20 protein-coding genes and 1 pseudogene are annotated in these 16174 nt (G+C 70.4%); 15 read left to right on the top strand and 6 right to left on the bottom strand.

The window, feature by feature from the left end:
* Positions 1 to 17 precede the first annotated feature (17 nt).
* From ACWFR3_RS39535 to ACWFR3_RS39515, 5 genes are all read left to right on the top strand, one after another.
* Positions 18 to 257, top strand: coding sequence for a hypothetical protein (locus ACWFR3_RS39535; RefSeq protein ID WP_453739536.1), 240 nt, complete (start codon positions 18 to 20; stop codon positions 255 to 257).
* Positions 258 to 311: 54 nt separating this feature from the next.
* Positions 312 to 1283: a PDR/VanB family oxidoreductase gene (locus ACWFR3_RS39530; protein ID WP_453739535.1), complete on the top strand. Its 972-nt coding sequence runs from the start codon at positions 312 to 314 to the stop codon at positions 1281 to 1283.
* Positions 1284 to 1447: 164 nt separating this feature from the next.
* Positions 1448 to 2326 carry a carbon-nitrogen hydrolase family protein gene (locus ACWFR3_RS39525; protein ID WP_453739534.1) on the top strand — a complete coding sequence of 293 codons (879 nt, stop codon included), beginning with the start codon at positions 1448 to 1450 and terminating at the stop codon, positions 2324 to 2326.
* On the top strand, positions 2323 to 2502 hold the full coding sequence (locus ACWFR3_RS39520; RefSeq protein WP_453739533.1) for a hypothetical protein: 180 nt from the start codon (positions 2323 to 2325) through the stop codon (positions 2500 to 2502). The genes ACWFR3_RS39525 and ACWFR3_RS39520 overlap by 4 nt, the downstream gene beginning before the upstream one ends.
* Before the next feature lie 67 nt (positions 2503 to 2569).
* On the top strand, positions 2570 to 2842 hold the full coding sequence (locus ACWFR3_RS39515) for a DUF3253 domain-containing protein (RefSeq protein WP_453739532.1): 273 nt from the start codon (positions 2570 to 2572) through the stop codon (positions 2840 to 2842).
* Between the two features lie 35 nt (positions 2843 to 2877).
* Here ACWFR3_RS39515 and ACWFR3_RS39510 read toward each other — a convergent pair whose 3' ends face one another.
* Positions 2878 to 3306 (bottom strand): YrdB family protein, encoded by a 429-nt coding sequence (locus ACWFR3_RS39510; protein WP_453739531.1) that lies wholly within the window; start codon positions 3304 to 3306, stop codon positions 2878 to 2880.
* A gap of 131 nt (positions 3307 to 3437) precedes the next feature.
* Between ACWFR3_RS39510 and ACWFR3_RS39505 the strand changes: the two genes are divergently transcribed.
* Complete coding sequence (locus ACWFR3_RS39505; protein ID WP_453739530.1) at positions 3438 to 4184, top strand: DUF1838 family protein; 747 nt, start codon at positions 3438 to 3440, stop codon at positions 4182 to 4184.
* Between the two features lie 66 nt (positions 4185 to 4250).
* Entirely contained in the window at positions 4251 to 6005 is a 1755-nt protein-coding gene (locus tag ACWFR3_RS39500; protein ID WP_453739529.1) for an ankyrin repeat domain-containing protein, read from the top strand.
* 72 nt (positions 6006 to 6077) lie between these two features.
* On the opposite strand, the gene ACWFR3_RS39495 is transcribed toward ACWFR3_RS39500, so the two are convergent.
* Positions 6078 to 6737, bottom strand: a complete 660-nt coding sequence (locus ACWFR3_RS39495) for a TetR/AcrR family transcriptional regulator (RefSeq protein WP_453739528.1) — start codon at positions 6735 to 6737, stop codon at positions 6078 to 6080.
* Between the two features lie 172 nt (positions 6738 to 6909).
* Here ACWFR3_RS39495 and ACWFR3_RS39490 point away from each other — a divergent pair, with 172 nt between their 5' ends.
* The 6 genes from ACWFR3_RS39490 (at position 6910) to ACWFR3_RS39465 (ending at position 12849) form a co-directional block, all read left to right on the top strand.
* Complete coding sequence (locus ACWFR3_RS39490; protein ID WP_453739527.1) at positions 6910 to 8028, top strand: serine hydrolase domain-containing protein; 1119 nt, start codon at positions 6910 to 6912, stop codon at positions 8026 to 8028.
* Positions 8029 to 8310: 282 nt separating this feature from the next.
* Entirely contained in the window at positions 8311 to 9039 is a 729-nt protein-coding gene (locus ACWFR3_RS39485; protein ID WP_453739526.1) for a helix-turn-helix transcriptional regulator, read from the top strand.
* A 34-nt stretch (positions 9040 to 9073) separates the two neighbouring features.
* Positions 9074 to 9493, top strand: a complete 420-nt coding sequence (locus ACWFR3_RS39480; protein WP_453739525.1) for a RidA family protein — start codon at positions 9074 to 9076, stop codon at positions 9491 to 9493.
* An 86-nt stretch (positions 9494 to 9579) separates the two neighbouring features.
* On the top strand, positions 9580 to 10719 hold the full coding sequence (locus ACWFR3_RS39475) for a DSD1 family PLP-dependent enzyme (protein WP_453739553.1): 1140 nt from the start codon (positions 9580 to 9582) through the stop codon (positions 10717 to 10719).
* Between the two features lie 73 nt (positions 10720 to 10792).
* Entirely contained in the window at positions 10793 to 11761 is a 969-nt protein-coding gene (locus ACWFR3_RS39470; protein WP_453739524.1) for a pyridoxal-phosphate dependent enzyme, read from the top strand.
* Between the two features lie 452 nt (positions 11762 to 12213).
* The gene (locus ACWFR3_RS39465; protein WP_453739523.1) at positions 12214 to 12849 is read left to right on the top strand and encodes a L,D-transpeptidase family protein; all 636 of its coding nucleotides are present in this window, start codon (positions 12214 to 12216) and stop codon (positions 12847 to 12849) included.
* A 2-nt stretch (positions 12850 to 12851) separates the two neighbouring features.
* On the opposite strand, the gene ACWFR3_RS39460 is transcribed toward ACWFR3_RS39465, so the two are convergent.
* Complete coding sequence (locus tag ACWFR3_RS39460; protein ID WP_453739522.1) at positions 12852 to 13487, bottom strand: TetR/AcrR family transcriptional regulator; 636 nt, start codon at positions 13485 to 13487, stop codon at positions 12852 to 12854.
* 68 nt (positions 13488 to 13555) lie between these two features.
* Between ACWFR3_RS39460 and ACWFR3_RS39455 the strand changes: the two genes are divergently transcribed.
* Both ACWFR3_RS39455 and ACWFR3_RS39450 read left to right on the top strand, forming a co-directional pair.
* Positions 13556 to 14491: a zinc-binding dehydrogenase gene (locus ACWFR3_RS39455; protein WP_453739521.1), complete on the top strand. Its 936-nt coding sequence runs from the start codon at positions 13556 to 13558 to the stop codon at positions 14489 to 14491.
* Positions 14492 to 14615: 124 nt separating this feature from the next.
* Positions 14616 to 14774 carry a CsbD family protein gene (locus ACWFR3_RS39450; protein WP_453739520.1) on the top strand — a complete coding sequence of 53 codons (159 nt, stop codon included), beginning with the start codon at positions 14616 to 14618 and terminating at the stop codon, positions 14772 to 14774.
* Positions 14775 to 14901: 127 nt separating this feature from the next.
* Here ACWFR3_RS39450 and ACWFR3_RS39445 read toward each other — a convergent pair whose 3' ends face one another.
* From ACWFR3_RS39445 to ACWFR3_RS39435, 3 genes and pseudogenes are all read right to left on the bottom strand, one after another.
* Positions 14902 to 15249 (bottom strand): hypothetical protein, encoded by a 348-nt coding sequence (locus tag ACWFR3_RS39445; protein WP_453739519.1) that lies wholly within the window; start codon positions 15247 to 15249, stop codon positions 14902 to 14904.
* A 251-nt stretch (positions 15250 to 15500) separates the two neighbouring features.
* Positions 15501 to 15761, bottom strand: a complete 261-nt coding sequence (locus tag ACWFR3_RS39440) for a hypothetical protein (RefSeq protein ID WP_453739518.1) — start codon at positions 15759 to 15761, stop codon at positions 15501 to 15503.
* A gap of 152 nt (positions 15762 to 15913) precedes the next feature.
* Positions 15914 to 16174 (bottom strand): annotated as a pseudogene (locus ACWFR3_RS39435) (hypothetical protein); the annotation flags it as partial.

Raw genomic sequence — 16174 nt, 5'->3', positions numbered from 1 at the left:
TTATCCCACTGCACCCGGTGAACCCGCTGCACCCACCCGTCCTCTCCGGCGAGGACGTCTACCGCATCCACTGGGTGCTTGGCACCGACCGGCTCCTCGCTGTCTGCCACTGCGGTGCGCAGCGGGAGTTCGAGGACCCGGTGGTGTTGTGGGACTGGCTCACGGGCCACCCCGAGGACCACCACCCCGGTCCCGGCCCGCAGGCCGCCCCTGCTCCCGCGCCCGCCCCTCAGCCTCGGCAGGCGGATTTCGCCTGAAGCCGCCCCGGCCCGGAAACCTGAAGCCGCACGGCCCGGAAAGAGATCATCACCATGAATGCCACCAGCCCGCCACGCACCGGGGACGAACTCGACCTGACCCTGGCGCACAAGGAGCCCCTCGCCGAAGGCGTCGTCCGGCTCACCCTGACCCATCCATCCGGCGAGCGGCTGCCCGCGTGGAGCCCGGGCGCTCACATCGACCTGATGCTGGGCCCTGGCCTCGTACGGCAGTACTCGCTGTGCGGAAACCCGCAGGACACCTCCCGCCTCCAAGTGGCCGTGCTGCACGAGCCGGAGAGCCGGGGCGGCTCCGCGTACGTGCACCACACGCTGGCCGAGGGCGACACGGTCCGGGTGAGCGGCCCCCGCAACCATTTCCGACTGGCCGCCTCCCCGCGCTACCTGTTCCTCGCGGGCGGCATCGGCATCACCCCGATCCTGCCGATGATCGCCGCAGCCGACCGGCAGGGAGCCGACTGGCGGCTGGTGTACGGCGGACGCAGCCGCGCCACCATGGCCTTCACCGGGCAGCTGGCCAGGGACCATCCTCAGCGGGTTGACCTGCGCCCCCAGGACGAGAGCGGCCTGCTCGACCTGGACGGACTGCTCGGCAGCCCCGCCGCCGACACCCTCGTCTACTGCTGCGGTCCAGGGCCGCTCCTCGACGCGGTCGAACGGCGCTGTGCCTCCTGGCCGCAGGGCACGCTGCATCTGGAGCGCTTCACGCCGAGGGAGCAGGCGGACGACGCCCCCGCCGCCTCTTTCGAGGTGGAACTCTCCCGCACCGGCATCACGGTGAGCGTCCCGCCGGACAAGAGCGTCCTTGAGAGTGTCGAGGCAGCGGGCGTGCCCGTCCTGTCCTCGTGCCACGAGGGCACGTGCGGCACCTGCGAGACCGCGGTCCTCGACGGCCGGGTGGACCACCGCGACTCCCTCCTCACCCCCGCGGAGCAGGCGGGCAACGACACGATGTTCATCTGCGTCTCGCGTGCGGCGGGCCCGCGCCTTGTCCTGGACCTGTGATCCGCTGCTGACGGGAGCCTTGCGGCAAGCCCCACTCCGGCATTGCGGACTCACTGGGTTTTCCTGTGGCTGCCACTGGGGGAGGGGATCTTGTCCCGTGAAAGACGCACTGATTGGCTCGTCCGCACCCCCGGATACACCCTGCGCGGAAGGCTGCCCCTGCGATGACGACGATTCCCCTGCCGATCGGCCTGGTCCAGACGGCCGCGCGCCATCACGCCGCCGACGACCTGGACGCGTTTGCCGCGGACGTCCGCCGAGCCGTCGCGGCGCACCCCGAGGTCCGGCTGCTGGCGTATCCAGAACTGCACCTGTGCGGTCACAAGGCGGGCGAGGACCCGGAGGCGGTCATGACCGCCGCGGCCCAGCCCCTGGACGGCCCCCGCGGCACCCAACTGGCCTCCCTCGCACACGAACTGGGCATCTGGCTCGTGCCCGGCACGGTGTACGAGGAGGGCGCGGACGGCCGCATCTACAACACGGCCCCCGTCTACTCGCCCGCGGGCGAACGAGTCGCGGAGTACCGCAAGATCTTCCCGTGGCGGCCCTACGAGACCACCGCGTCCGGCAGTCGCTTCGTGGTCTTCGACATGGAGGACTACGGACGCGTGGGAATGACGATCTGCTACGACGCCTGGTTCCCCGAAACCACCCGCCATCTGGCATGGCAGGGCGCCGACCTCGTACTGAACCTGGTGCGCACACCCACCGTCGACCGCGCCCAGGAAGTCGTCCTCGCACAGGCCAACGCGATCGTGAACCAGGTGTTCATGGCGAGCCTCAACGCGGCCGCGCCGGACGGCGTCGGGCGCAGCATCGTCGTAGACCCCGAGGGACACACGCGCGCCGAGGCCGGGCCGGGCCAGGAAGAGATCCTCACGGACGTGCTCGACCTCGCCGAGGCCCGCCGGGTGCGCACGCGGGGAACCGAGGGCCTCACCCGCGTGTGGGACCCGTTCGCGGACGACCAGCCACCGCTCGAACTCCCCCTGTACGCGGGCCGGATCGATCCCGAGCGCTGGCGCCGAGGAGCCCGGCCGTGACGCAACCCCCTCGCGGTGACGGTCCGGCCGATCTCCGCCCTGCGTCCGCACGACGCGATCAGCCGGCCACCGACCGGTCCGCAGCAGACGGCGATCACGTCATCGGCCCGGGAGCCGCCCAGCTGCTCCTCACCGCCCGTGCCCCGGACACCGTTCCCAGCCGCGCCGGGATGTGACCTCCCGGGGGATCGGCGCGGAGGCTGATGTCCTGCTTCCTGTGATCGCCGGTGCGACACTGGGAGAGTGACGGAGACCGAGCGGCAGAGGGATCGGCGCCTGGAGCGAGCCATTCTGGACCTGCTGGAGCATCGTGGCCCGACCGCGTCGATCTGCCCGTCCGATGCCGCGCGGGCGGCGTACGACGGGGACGGCGACGGCTGGCGCGAGCTGATGGAACCGACCCGCCGCGTGGCCAGGCGGCTGGTGAGCGCAGGCGAGGTGGAAATCACCCAGTCGGGTCGCCGCGTCGACCCGGCCAAGGCCCGTGGCCCGATCCGTATCCGCCGCCCCCGCTGACAAGCCGGCGGCAGTTCCCCGGCTTCCGCCGGCGCTCAATCGTGGTCGTCTGACCCGAGGGGCCCGGTCGATGCCACGGCCGCCGGCGGGACGGTACGAAAGGCTTCGGCCACTGCCGTGTTGAGCACCGTCACCACTGCCACGATCCCCGCAGCCACGGAGTGGCCCACCGCGTACAGGGCGGCGGCGCCTCCGCCGAGCACCAGTGCTTTGACTACCAGGACGAACGGAAGGCGCGGTCGCAGTCGCGCACGGGGCGCGGCGAACAACGCCCAGAGCACGATGGCCAGCAGAGGCGTTCCCACACCGAGCAGGAGCCGTAGGGCGCCCTCGTGACCTGCGCCAAATCCCCACCAGCTCAAGAAGCCCAGCGCGGCGAGTTCGAGCAGGAATGCCAGGGCCTCGTTGGCGGCGTACCAGGGCCGTGCATCGAGCCCGGCCACACCATCGGCGTTCCCCGCCATGTGATCCCCCGTCTTCGGCGGGCCCCAGCATGACACGGCGGTGACAGCCTGGACGCGGCGTACAGCGGAGTGAGGCTGCGGCCGCAGCGTTTCCCGCCCGGTCGAGACGGGAGTCGCGCAAAGTAGTCCCTATGACGACACCTGCAGAGCTGCTCCGCTCCTTCGCCCGTACCCGAGCCTCGCTGGACGGTGAGGAGGTCACCTACTGGTGGTCCGGAGATGTGTACTCCTGGGCCCCCGATGAGCCCTACCAGCGCCTCTTCGGCTTCGAAGGACTGAACGTCGCCCGCCTGGTCCAGGACACCGAAGCCGGCCCGGACGCCTACCAACTGCTCACCCGTGAGGCCGCCTTCTACCTGGACCCCGTCACGCGCGAGATCCTGGAGACCTGGCAGGACCTGCCGGTGGTGCACGTCTGGAACGACCCGGCGAACCAGAAGTGGCGCCCTTTCCCGATTCCGACGACCGATCTCGGCGGGCAGGTCTGTTTCAGCCTGGAGATCCCCTTGGCATACCCTTCACCGCTGCCGGTGGCCGAGTACCCCGTTCACTCGGCCGGTGATACGTACAAGGCTCTTGAGCTCTTCCAGTTCTTCGCCGACCGCGCCGACCTGGACGGCCCGGCGCCCAGTGTTCCGGCCACCATGTCGTGGACCCGGATGTCCCCGTGGCTGCCGTGGATGGCCCGCGGCCAGCGGCCCGGCGGGCTCACGTATCACTGCCGGGGCCGCAAGCTCGGCTCGTACGCCGAGGTCCCCGAGCGCACCCGTGCCTACATCGCCGACCACCACCCGGAGTTCGCCGAGGCCCCGAAGAAGTGGAGCGAGCCGAACGAGACCAGCTGGACCTACTTCCGCAAGCTCCACCCGCCGCAGTAGCCCACGTCCTGGCCCATGCGCCGGCGGGGCACAGGCGATGTCAGTGCTGTCTGCCACGCTCGGCGCATGGGATTCTTCGACGATCTGGTATTACCGGAGGAACCGGCCGCGGAGCGCACCGCGTTGGTCCGCCTGAGCCCGCCGGGAACGGACGCCGCGCGCCACCAGCCGCCCGTCGACTGGTTTGCACCCGTGCTGCACTCGCAGTTGGCGGTGGCCGGTGCCGGGGCACACGCCCGGGTGGTGCTGACGGGATGGTCGCTGTGGCCGAACGCGGCGACCCTGCATCTGTCGGTCTTCCGCAGGGCCCGCTGGTCCGGCGCGGAGGGAGGGCGGCAGTCCGGGCTCAGGGTCGGACTGCTGTCCTGCGACGGCCGACGGGTGACTTCACTGGACCCCAAGGCGCAACGAGCCGTGCAGTGGACCCAGTCAGACGGAATGGAGCGCACGGCGATCAGTGACCAGGCCGTCGGCCTGATCCCGCTGGATCCCGGCCTGCATCAGTCCCGCCGTTCCCTCTTCAAGACCGACGTCGACCTGTATCTGGCGGAACTTCCCCCGCCCGGCGAAGCGCATCTGATCGTCGAGTGGCCGGACGAGGGCATCACCGAGACGCGCACCGCGATCGACATCACCGCGTTGCATGCCGCGTCGGCGCGGGTCCTCGAGGTGTGGCCGGGCCTTGAACCACCGGAGCCGGCGGAGCAACCGGGGTCCTTCGCCACGTTCGAAATGAGCGGAGCGCCCGGCTTCCTCGCGCCACCGCTGACGGGGCGCCAGCGCACGATGCTGCGCCGTCAGGAAGAGGAACGGCTGCGCTATGCGCCGCGAGCCGACTGGGCACGGGTGGCCTACGGGGACTGGGGAGACCCGGCGGTGATCCGGGCCCGACTCGACGCGGGCGCACCGCCCAACGCCTACATCGAAGGACAGGGGTCGACCGCGCTGCACCAGGCAGCCGAGCGCGGGGCAGCGGAAGCGGTCGCGGTGCTCCTGGCCCATGGCGCGGAGGCCGACCCGCACGACGACGAGGAACACACACCACTGTGGTACGCCGCCTGCACCGCGGACGAGGACAGCGTCCGTGCTCTGCTCACCGCGGGGGCCGATGCGTGGACACCGCAGATCGGTCCCTGGTCGCCGGGCCGGCTGCTGCTGACCACCTCGCTCGCGCCGCTGGTCGCGGAACTGCCCGGGGCGGTGGAGCTGCCGGCCGAAGAGGCCACAGCCTTCCGGGAAGCGGACGCGCTCATTGCCGCTTTTGGCGAGCGAGAGCTGTGGACCGAAGGCCTCGGCATCTGCTTCGTGCGCGGGCTGAGCGAGCAGGAGGTGATCCGGCGCCTGGGCGCTGACCCCGCGCTGTGCCCGACGGCAGACCTTGAGCACGCGCCGTTCGACCTGACGGACCATGAAGGATGCCTCCGCCATGTGGGGGTCAGCAGCGTGCCCGGCGCACCCGGTGGCTGCGTCATCACACAAGAGGGATACATGCCCAGCGACAACGCCGTGCTGGAGGCGATATCGGCAGGCACCGCCGCGTACGGCATCTACTTCAACCCCAAGGGCGGCACCTTCGGGACGCTGGCCCGGAACGGCGAGGTTGTCGCGCACGAGGAGATCGGTTTGTCGCCGACCGAGTCGGATCCGCCCGCCTACTGGCACTTCCGCTTCTGGCAGCGACAGCACGGTTTCCCCTACGGAGCCGACACCCTCGCGTACGCCGGCGCGGCGGCAGGACTGCGCATCAGCGACGCCGGGGCCGCGGTGGATCGCCGCGCGCCGCGCCGCTGGGTGGAGCTGCCTTCGGAGCTTCAGCGCTGAAAAGCCCCGAGTCTGCGGACCCGTTGGCCGACTTCCTTGCTGCCCGATCGCCGACACTCCCCAGCCGGTCCGTCAGTTCGGGCTGATTGCGGCCTCGATGTGGGCGAGTTGGGCGGCGAGGATCTCTTCGAACGCGGCGCGGCGGTCCGCCCCCAGGGGGCGGACGTCGCGGGCGAAGTGGGCCAGGGCCGGGAAGTGTTCGGGGTCGGCGCCGAGCACCGCGACGCGGAACAGTTCCATGCCCTGTTCGTACTCTTCGGGGGTGACGGTGCTGACCCCGGCCTCGGAGGCGACCAGCGCGGCGATGAGGACCGCGAGCCGGTGGTAGCGCGCCGGGATCTCCTCGTCGGGCAGTCCCGAGGTGCGCAGAGCCTGCAGTACCTCTTCCATCACCAGCCGCGAACCGGTGCCGCCTGACGCGTAACGTCCCCAGACCGCGGCGAGCTGTGGCTGCTGGCCGAAGGCCTCTCTCACGCGCAGGGCCAGGGCGGTGATGCGCTGCTTCCAGTCGCCCTCGGGGCGGTAGCCGTCCATGGACGCCAGGAGGATCCGGTCGGCGACCGCGCGCAGCAGTTCGGTCTTGCTGCGGAAGTGCCGGTAGAGGCTGGAGGAATCGGTCCCGAGGGCCGCGGCCAGCTTGCGCACGCTGAACGAATCCGCGTCGCTCGTGCGCAGCAGCTCCGCCGCCGCGTCCAGGATCTCTTCGGTTGACCAACGCCTTCGGCCTGCCATTTTGCTCCTCTCGCCGGATCTCATCCTACCTGTGCACTTGGTGTTGCACGCACCGCGTGCATAATGAGGACATGGGTATGCCGGGCGGGCCGGCGTGCCACTCGTGCCCTGTTGTCCCGGTCAGGCGACCGATGCGGAGCTCACCCCGGGAAACACGAAAGGATGCAATGACGTGAAGAACCCACTGGATTCCGCGGCGCTGTACGCCGCCATCGAAAACGTCCACCTGGCCGGAATGCCGGGCCTGTTCGCCGAGGTGCGGGACGGCGACGAGGTCTGGCGCGGCGCCGCCGGGGTCGCCGATGTCGCCACCGGCCGCCCCGTCACCGCCGACATGCGCCACCGCGTCGGCAGCATCACCAAGACCTTCACCGCCGCAGCGGTCCTGCAGCAGGTCGAGAGCGGTCAGGTCGGTCTCGACGCGCCGATCGGCCGCTACCTCCCGAAGCTGGTTCCCGGACAACGCGGTGACGCGATCACGGTCCGGATGCTGATCAACCACACCAGCGGCCTCGCCGAGTACCTCCCGTACGCCTACCCCTCCCTCAAGGCGTTCCCCGCCCTCGCGGGCACCGGGCCCCAGAGCATGGACGACCACCGATTCACGCGGTTCGACCCCGTCGAACTGATCGAGATGGGGGTCGCCGCACCTGCCGTCGGTACCCCGGGCGGCACTCCGGGGCTGTACTCCAACACCAACTACCTGCTCCTCGTCCAACTCCTGGAACAGGTGACCGGCACCACCGCCGAGCGCTGCATCACCCGCAACGTCATCGAGCGGGCCGGGCTCCGGGACACCGAACTCCCCACCGGGCCGTACGTCAACGGGCCGCACTCACAGCTCTACGAGGCGTGGTTCGGCATGATCGACCCGCCGCGCGACTACAGCGTCTTCGACATGTCGTGGGTGGGGCCGTCGGCCTCGCTGATATCGACTGTCGCGGACCTCAACCGCTTCTACGGCTTGCTGCTGGCCGGGGAGATCGTCAGCCCGTCGTCGCTGGCGCAGATGCAACGCACGGGCCCGGTCATCTCACAGGAGGGCAAGACGATCGAGTACGGCCTCGGCCTGTACCCGGAGGGGGGCCCCGGAGAGGCCACCTTCTGGGGTCATGGTGGCACGGTCTGGGGCGGTGGAGCGCTGGCCATGACCCGTGCCGACGGCAAGCGGCAGATGGCGGTCGCGGTCAACCTCCAGAGGTGGAACAGGCTCGACTCCTCCGGCAGGCCGCAGCCCCATCCCATCGACGAGGCGCTTGCGGCTCTGTACCGCGTGGCGATGTACGGCTGACCGGGCCGGGGGGAGTGGTGGCTCCGTCCGGACGCCCTTCGCCCGGCCCGGTCGTCGTGCATGCCGGGATGCGGCTCTGGACGGAAACTCTAAAGGTAGATAGATTGTCTGTGTAGAAGTAGACGAAAAGTCGTCGGGCTTCTGGCTTCGCCCCGCGCGGCGGCGTGCGGGCAGGCACCCGCCTCGCCCGAGCGCGAGCGGCTGCGCGGGAGCTGGACGGAAGCCGGAAGCCCGAAGCAAGGAGCGAGCCCAAGTGAGCACACCACGCACCGGGAGCGGGCGATGACGTCGGACGGCCGGAGTCAGGCGAGCGGGCGGGATGCCGTGCAGCAGAGGGGCGCGCAGCCATCCGAGCCGGGGGCAGCCGCGGTGCAGGAAGACGCGCACCTCCTGGCCGAAGCCGAGAAGATCGCCCAGGCACTGGGCCGCATGTTCCCCGGCATCTGCGAGGTCGTGCTGCACGATCTGCGTGACCCGGATCATGCCATCCGCTTCATCGAGAACAACCTGTCGGGACGTCAGGTGGGCCAATCGGCAACAGAGTTGGGGCTGGCCCGCATCAGGGACCCGCAATACCCCAGCGTCATCCAGAACTACGCCAACCAGTTCCCCGACGGACGTCCCGCGAAGAGCACCTCGATCGGGATCAAGAACGCTGCCGGGCAGTACATCGCTGCCCTGTGCCTGAACCTGGACATCTCCACGCTCTCGCCCATCACACTGACTCTCTCGAACCTGGTCGCCACCGATCCCGACACCCGCGACGCCCACCTCGAGAAGCTGAGCGACCGAAGCCGCCGGGAACTGCGCGAAGTCATCGAGACCACGGCCGCCGAGCGTTCCACCACCCCGCGGGCCCTGCCGCGGGAGGCGAAGAAGGACCTCGTGCGCCGCCTGCACGAGGACGGCTACTTCGACACACGCAACGCCGCCCAGACCATCGGCGACCTCCTGGGCATCTCCCGGGCCAGCGTCTATACCTACGCAAGGCGAGACGATGACCGCAGTTGAGGACACCACGGGGGACCCAGGGGGCCCAGGGGGCTTGGGGGGGGGCCACCGCCCGCGTACGGCCGACAGGGGCGCGATCACCGCCCTCGACAGCGCACAACTGACCGCGCCCGCCGGCCACTACTCGCACATCGCCACCCACCGCGGCGTGGCCTACATTTCCGGTCAGCTGCCCGTGACGCCCGAGGGGGCCCGCCTGGCCGACGAGCCGTTCGACGTCCAGGTGCGGCAGGTCCTCAGCAACCTCGATGCCTGCCTGGCCACGGCAGGCGCCAGCCGCGAGCGGCTGCTCTCGGTCACCGTCCATGTGACCGACATCAGCAACTGGCCTGCCTTCGACCGGCTGTATGCGGACTGGCTCGGCGCGAGCAGGCCCGCCCGGGCCGTCGCCGGCGCCAAAGAGTTGCACTACGGGTCCGCGGTGGAGGTGCACGCCATTGCCGCCCTCGACTGACCACCCCGTGCCGCCTCACCCCGTCACCCCGCCCTGCCGAAGAGGGACGTAACCCTGTGCACGCCACCCCGCTCCTTGCCCCTGAGATGACACTGGCCGACCCCGACACCCCGTTCGCCGTCGTCGACGTACACAAGTCCCGGCGCAACATCGAACGGCTGGCGAGCCGGGCCGAGCGGCTCGGGGTCACCCTGCGCCCGCACCTCAAGACGGCCAAGAGCCTCGACGTCGCCGCCCTGATGCACGGCGGCGCGCCCTTCCCCGTCACCACCTCCACGCTGGCCGAGGCCGAGGCCTTCGCGGACGGCGGCTACAGCGACATCACGTACGCCGTCGGCATCGACCCGCACAAGCTGCCCCGCGTGATCGCGCTGCTGCGCCGTGGCGTGACCCTGCGCGTTCTGCTCGACAGCCGCGAACAGGCCGTCTTTGTCGCCGACGCCGCCCGTGCAGCGGGCCTGGCCATCCCCACGCAGATCGAGATCGACTGCGACGGCCACCGCGGCGGTCTCAAGCCCGACGCCCCCGAACTCACCGACATCGGCCGGATCCTGCACGAGGCCGGCTGCCTCGACGGCGTCCTGACCCACGCGGGCGAGTCCTACTTCGCCTACACCCCACAAGACCAGCGCCTGGCAGCCGAGAACGAACGCGACACCGCGGTCACCGCGGCGCGGCGACTGCGCGCGGCCGGTTTGCCCGTCACCAACGTCAGCGTCGGCTCCACGCCGACCGCCCATGCGGCAGAAGACCTCACCGGTGTCACCGAACTGCGCGCCGGCAACTACGTCTTCTTCGACCTGGTCATGGCCGGCCTGGACGTCTGCCGGCTCGAAGACCTCGCCCTGTCGGTGGTCGTCACCGTCATCGGCCACCGTCCCGAGTACGGCTGGATCCTCACCGACGGCGGCTGGATGGCCATGTCCCGCGACCGCGGCACCGCCGCCCAGACCCGGGACCAGGGCTACGGCCTCGTCCTGGATCTGGCCGGAAACCCGATCCCGGACCTGCTCGTGAGCGCGGCCAGCCAGGAGCACGGCACCCTCACCGCCCGCGACGGGACCACCCTGCCCGACCTGCCGGTCGGCACCCGGCTGCGCATCCTGCCCAATCATGCCTGCGCCACCGCCGCCCAGCACCGCGCCTACCACGTCATCGACAGCATGCAGCCCACGAACGGCGCGCCCGCCGTCCAGGCCACATGGCAGCGCATCAGCGGTTGGTGACCAGTCGTCAGGACCACCCCTTCGCCCTGCCGCGCCTGACCCGCCCTCAGTCCCGACTCACGTGAGGACCCTCATGACTGCCGCCTTGCCCGTGACCTTCGACGACGTCCGTGCGGCCGCCGCACGTCTCCGGGGCATCGTCCACCGCACTCCCGTGCTGACCTCTCGCACCCTCAACACCCTGGTCGGCGCCGAGGTGTTCATCAAGTGCGAGAACTTCCAGCGAGCCGGTGCCTTCAAGCTGCGCGGTGCGTACAACGCCGCCGCGCAGCTGCCCCCGGAGCAGCTGGCCAAGGGCATCGCCGCCTATTCCTCGGGCAACCACGCCCAGGCCACCGCACTGGCCGCCCGGGAGCTTGGCACCAGCGCCGTCATCCTGATGCCCGAGGATGCCCCGCAGTCGAAGACGGAGGCCACCGTCGGCTACGGAGCCGAAGTGGTCACCTACGACCGCTACACCCAGGACCGCACCGCGCTCGGCGAAGCACTCGCCGCCGAACGCGGCCTGGCGCTCATCCCTCCCTACGACCACCCGCACGTCATCGCGGGCCAGGGCGCCGCAGCCCTCGAACTCCTGGAGGAGACCGGGGAACTGGGCACCCTCATCGCTCCCGTCGGAGGCGGGGGCCTGATGGCGGGCAGCGCCGTCACCGCCAAGACCCTGTACCCCGGCATCAGCGTTGTCGGTGTCGAACCCGCCACCGGCGACGACACCAAGCGCTCCCTGGAGGCGGGCGAGCGCATCACCATCCCCGTGCCGCGGACGCTGGCCGACGGGCAGGCCATTTCCACTCCCGGCGAGATCACCTTCGCCATCAACCAGCAGCTCGTGGACGGCGTTGTTCTCGTGGACGACGACGAGATCCGGGACGCCATGCGCTTCGCCTTCGAACGCCTCAAGATCGTCCTGGAACCCAGTGGCGCCACCGCCCTGGCCGCACTCCTGGCAGGACGTGTCGAAGACCGCCCCCGGCGGATCGGCATCATCGCCTCCGGAGGAAACATCAACACCCAGCGGTTCACGGACATCGTCGGCGGCTGATGACGGCGGACATCGTCAGCGGCTGGATGCGGCGGCCACCGCTGGTTTGACGGGCAGTCAGCAGGGCCGTCGACCCTGCGCTGGTCGGCACCGAGGCGCTGAGGGTGCAGCCAATCGCAGCAAATTCGCGAGATTACGCCACGGCGCAACCCGTTCGGGGAAGAGAAGTGGGGACCACGAGCGAGGGAGCAAGGAGACACGAACGTCTTAGTCGGCAGCGTTTGCAAAGAACCCGGCCGCACGGGATGGGATCGTCGCCGGATTCGCCGTCGAACCGTCAGCCATGCCGGGCAGAGCACGGTGGCTCTCAAAGGACACAGATCATGCGCCCCACAGCCCATAGCCGTTACTGGCGTGCGTTTGCCTGCGCCAGTTGTCTCCTCCTGCTCGGGTGTGCAAACACCCATACCGCCCCTTCGCCCGGTCCCGGTCCTTCCGCCGCTGCCTCGCGCGTGCCGTCCGACGGGCGCCCGCTGCGCGACAGGGACGGCGGCGCCGCCCTGCGCATTCCCGGCCTGGGACCGGCCACGCAGGCCCAGATCGGGCCCGAGACACAACAGGCCCTCGTGGTCACCGGCAGATCAGGGTCCGACACCTCCGGCGCCGTGCTCTATACGAGGAAGCATTCCGCCAGTTGGCAGCGCACGGCAGGGCCGTGGCGGGCCCGCAACGCAGTGCTCGGCTGGACCGGTGCTCACCGGGTGGGGGATCTGCGCACTCCCATCGGAGTGTTCAGGATCGGCGACGCGGGCGGTCTTCTGCCCAACCCCGGCACGCGGCTGCCCTACGACCAGGACGAGGAATTCTACGAACCGGGGGTCGGCTACTACGGCGAGTCGCTTGCCGGTTCTTTCGACCATGTCGTGGCGATCGACTACAACCGGCGGTCAGGAGTCTCTCCGCTGGACAAGGTGCGCCCGCTCGGCCTTGAGAAGGGCGGGGGAGTGTGGGTCCATGTGGATCACGGAGGTCCCACCAAGGGCTGCATCGCCCTCCCGCGCCCCCAGATGAGCCAGCTGTTGCGACACCTTGACCCGCGGCAACGGCCGGTCATCGTGATGGGGCCGGCGTCGGAACTCCGCCGTTAGCCCTAATCCTGTGCTGCCAGGGCCGCGACCGCGGGGATGGCGGCGAAGGCGGTGTGCATGTGCCGGATGAGTGCCGCGCGGTCCTGGCGCGCGGACTCCGTTGAGGTCCAGGCGTCCAGTGCGCAGTGCCAGGCGGCCAGCAGGAGGTCGAGCAGCAGGCGCAGTTCCGTGCGGCCGGGGGACAGGCCGGCCAGCCGGTCCGCCGTGATGTGCACGATGCTCGCAGAGACCTCCGAGCAGTGGCGCAGGCTGTGTGCGGTCAGGGCGGGGGTGCGGTCCGCCAGGCTGCGGCTGGCAAGGAAGCGCTGCTCCCATCCGTCCGTCATCTGCTCCAGCGCCGCGAACAGTGCGTCCTTGTAGGCGCCGAGCAGGTGCTCGCCGATCAGTGGCCGGGCTTCGATGAGGGCGAGGTAGGCGGCCCACAGTTCTTTCTCCGGGGCCAGGGCCACATCTTCCTTCGAGGTGAACGTCCTGAAGAAGGTGCGCTTGGAGACCTCCACCGCATCGACGATCTCGTCGAGTGTGACCGCGGCGAAGTCCCGCGCGGTGAACAGCTCCAGGGCCGTGTCGACCAGAGCTTGGCGGGTCCGCAGCTTCTTGCGCTCGCGCAGCGGCAGTTCCTTCAGATCTCTCTCCACGAGGGGCAGCCTACCAACCGCGATTGCCTCTTGTTGCCAGATGCCACTCAGTGGCACTATGTCTCGCCATGAAGGCACTCACGATTGATCACTCGGCCCCCGGACACCTTGCGCTTGCCGCGGTCGCCGACCCCGAACCCGCCGCCCACCAGGCCCTGGTGCGGGTCCACTCCTTCTCCCTCAACGCCGGCGAGGTCCACCACGTGGTCCCCGAGGGCGACGCCGGTACGGTGCCCGGCTGGGACGCCGCGGGCGTCGTGGTCCGGGCAGCCGCCGACGGCTCCGGCCCCGCGGCCGGCACCCCCGTCGTCACCGTGGGGGCCGACGGCGCCTGGGCCGAACTGCGCGCCGTGGACACCGCTTTCATCGGCACCGTGCCCCAGGGGGCCGACCTCGGCCCGATCAGCACGCTGCCGGTCGCCGCGGGAACGGCCCTGCGTGCCCTGCACCGCATCGGCCCGATCCTGGGGCGGCGCGTCCTGGTGACCGGCGCGGGCGGCGGCGTAGGCCGCTTCACCCTGCAGCTCGCGGCCCGGGGCGGCGCGCATGTCACCGCGGTGACCAGCGATCCGGCGAAGGCGGACGCGCTGCACGCACTCGGCGCCCACGAGGTCGTCACCGACCTTGCCGCGCTCGGGGACCTCCAGCCCGTCCACGGTGTGGTCGAACTGGTCGGCGGCGCCCACATGGTCGCCGCGCACGGCGCCCTGGCCGATCACGGCGTGCTGGTCGCCGCGGGGCACATCTCCGGGGACGGCGAACAGTTCCCCTACGGAGCCCTCTTCGGCAACGACCATCGCCACAACCGCCAGATCGCCACCTACTACCTGCTGGACGATGCCGCAGGACTGGGCGCCGACCTCACCTGGCTCGCCTCCCTGACCGCCCGCGGCGAGCTGGACCCCCAAGTGGCGCTGCGCACCGACTGGACGCAGGTGGCACGAGCAGCCGCCGAACTGGCAGGCCGCCGCGTGCCGGGCAAAGCCGTCATCGACATCTGCTGAGCACACGGACGGCAGCGCACGGCGAACAGCCACAGGGCCAAAGTCCCTGCATCGAGAGCCGCAATCGGGAAACCCGGGAGCTGCGAAGGCCGACCGGCCGGTTCGACGAGAAGGGTGATGGCACATGAACTGGGTGAAGGCAACGATCCGACAGGTGATCGGGCGCAAGAAGGAGACGGACGGCATCGTCCTGGGCAACGAGCGTCTGCGGGCCGAAGGGCAGCGCGAAAAGCAGCGCGGCCGTGCGGAACATCAGGCCCGGCACGGCACCGTACACCGTTGAGTCCTGTGGACTACTGGCCCGCCGGATCCGGCGGCGCCCGCGGACAGTCGTCACCTGCAGCCGGATCGGGGGGTGGTCCCGTTCCGGCTGCAGGCCGTGGATGATTCCGGCGGTCGCCCGCTGGAACTCAGCCGGTGGTCTTGGTGGCCCAGATGACGGTGCCCTGGTGGTAGAGGCAGACGTTGCAGTCGTCCTGGACGACCAGGACCGCGCCGTTCTTTCCGTTGGTGTTGGATGCCCAGACCGGCTTGTCGCCCTCGGCGTAGACGACCAGGTTGCCGTCGGGCTGGATGACCGCGTACTGGCCGTAGGGCTGGGCGCCTTCGCCCTGCCATACCGGCTTGCCGTCCCTGTACAGGACGAAGCCGCCGTCCTCCTGCATGCGCAGCATGGCCCGGCCGTTCCCGGACGTCCACGCCATGTTCCGGTAGATCCTCGCCCCCGGCGAGCCGGGTCCGAACTCAGCGTTGCTCATGGTTCCCCCTGTGCGTCGCTGCCGTTTCGGCGGAGAGTGCTTGCCGCACGGACCAGGTAAGTGCGTACCGGGTACGGCGGATAGGGGCGAATGCGGACTTTCGCACGAAATCATGGCGGGATAGCGCTCAGGCTGATGCTGCTGCGCCCCGTGTTCCGGCCGAGCGGGTACTGACCCGGTTCGGGCCCGCGGACCGGTCGTAGGGGTAGGGCCCGGGCTTCGCCTGGAGTACTCAGGGGCCTTCTTGCTGGTCACGTCACCGGCGTTTTGAGGGTGACCGGGTGGGCGGCCTGGTCGGGGAGGAGGCCGAGGGGCTTTCCGGTCGAGCGTTCGGCGGTGCGGCGGGCGATCTGGCCTGCGATGTTGGTGGCGGGCTGGATCTCTTCGCGGGGCGTGCTGTGCGGCACGGTCGCAGGCACGTGGGGCGGGTCGGCGAACGCGGCGACGGTGGGCAGCACGCTCGCGGCGAGGGCGGCGACGACGATCAGGAGGGCTCGGACTCGCGCGGACACAGCCGGGAGGGACCTTTCCGGGGCTGGGGGCTGGGGCTGGGGCTGGGATGAGGGCTGAGCTGGGATTGGGGCCCGGCAGGGCGTGTGTGGGGGACCGGGTGAGCGCGTCCCTCACTCCGGATGGTGCTCACCCTGCCGGGGACTGGGGTTGATCAGGCGGCCGGGACGACGGCCGGGAGCGGGGCCGCGGGGCTGTCGGGAGTTGTGTGGTCGGTGTCCGGCGCCGGCTTGTGCTCGTCGGGTGTCACGTGGTCGTCGGGGGTCGGCCGGGGGTCGGGCCGGACCTCGTCGTCGGGGGTGGGCTGCGGGTCGGGCTGCACGTCGTCGTCGGGCGCGGGCTGCGGGTCCGGTGCGGTGTCGCCTGCCTTGTCCATCCAGGAGGTCAGGCCGCCGCCGGGGGTGAGTTTGATGTG

Source organism: Streptomyces sp. NPDC055189 (genome assembly GCF_053606765.1).
The sequence above is the reverse complement of the archived record's forward strand: the minus strand, read 5'-3'. Positions and strand labels throughout refer to the sequence as shown.

Excerpts from the sequence above, each read along its gene's own strand:
- ACWFR3_RS39530 (WP_453739535.1), top strand. The coding sequence starts at position 312 with ATGAATGCCACCAGCCCGCCACGCACCGGGGACGAACTCGACCTGACC.
- ACWFR3_RS39525 (WP_453739534.1), top strand. The coding sequence starts at position 1,448 with ATGACGACGATTCCCCTGCCGATCGGCCTGGTCCAGACGGCCGCGCGC.
- ACWFR3_RS39510 (WP_453739531.1), bottom strand. The coding sequence starts at position 3,306 with ATGGCGGGGAACGCCGATGGTGTGGCCGGGCTCGATGCACGGCCCTGG.
- ACWFR3_RS39505 (WP_453739530.1), top strand. The coding sequence starts at position 3,438 with ATGACGACACCTGCAGAGCTGCTCCGCTCCTTCGCCCGTACCCGAGCC.
- ACWFR3_RS39500 (WP_453739529.1), top strand. The coding sequence starts at position 4,251 with ATGGGATTCTTCGACGATCTGGTATTACCGGAGGAACCGGCCGCGGAG.
- ACWFR3_RS39495 (WP_453739528.1), bottom strand. The coding sequence starts at position 6,737 with ATGGCAGGCCGAAGGCGTTGGTCAACCGAAGAGATCCTGGACGCGGCG.
- ACWFR3_RS39485 (WP_453739526.1), top strand. The coding sequence starts at position 8,311 with ATGACGTCGGACGGCCGGAGTCAGGCGAGCGGGCGGGATGCCGTGCAG.
- ACWFR3_RS39475 (WP_453739553.1), top strand. The coding sequence starts at position 9,580 with ATGACACTGGCCGACCCCGACACCCCGTTCGCCGTCGTCGACGTACAC.
- ACWFR3_RS39470 (WP_453739524.1), top strand. The coding sequence starts at position 10,793 with ATGACTGCCGCCTTGCCCGTGACCTTCGACGACGTCCGTGCGGCCGCC.
- ACWFR3_RS39455 (WP_453739521.1), top strand. The coding sequence starts at position 13,556 with ATGAAGGCACTCACGATTGATCACTCGGCCCCCGGACACCTTGCGCTT.
- ACWFR3_RS39450 (WP_453739520.1), top strand. The coding sequence starts at position 14,616 with ATGAACTGGGTGAAGGCAACGATCCGACAGGTGATCGGGCGCAAGAAG.
- ACWFR3_RS39445 (WP_453739519.1), bottom strand. The coding sequence starts at position 15,249 with ATGAGCAACGCTGAGTTCGGACCCGGCTCGCCGGGGGCGAGGATCTAC.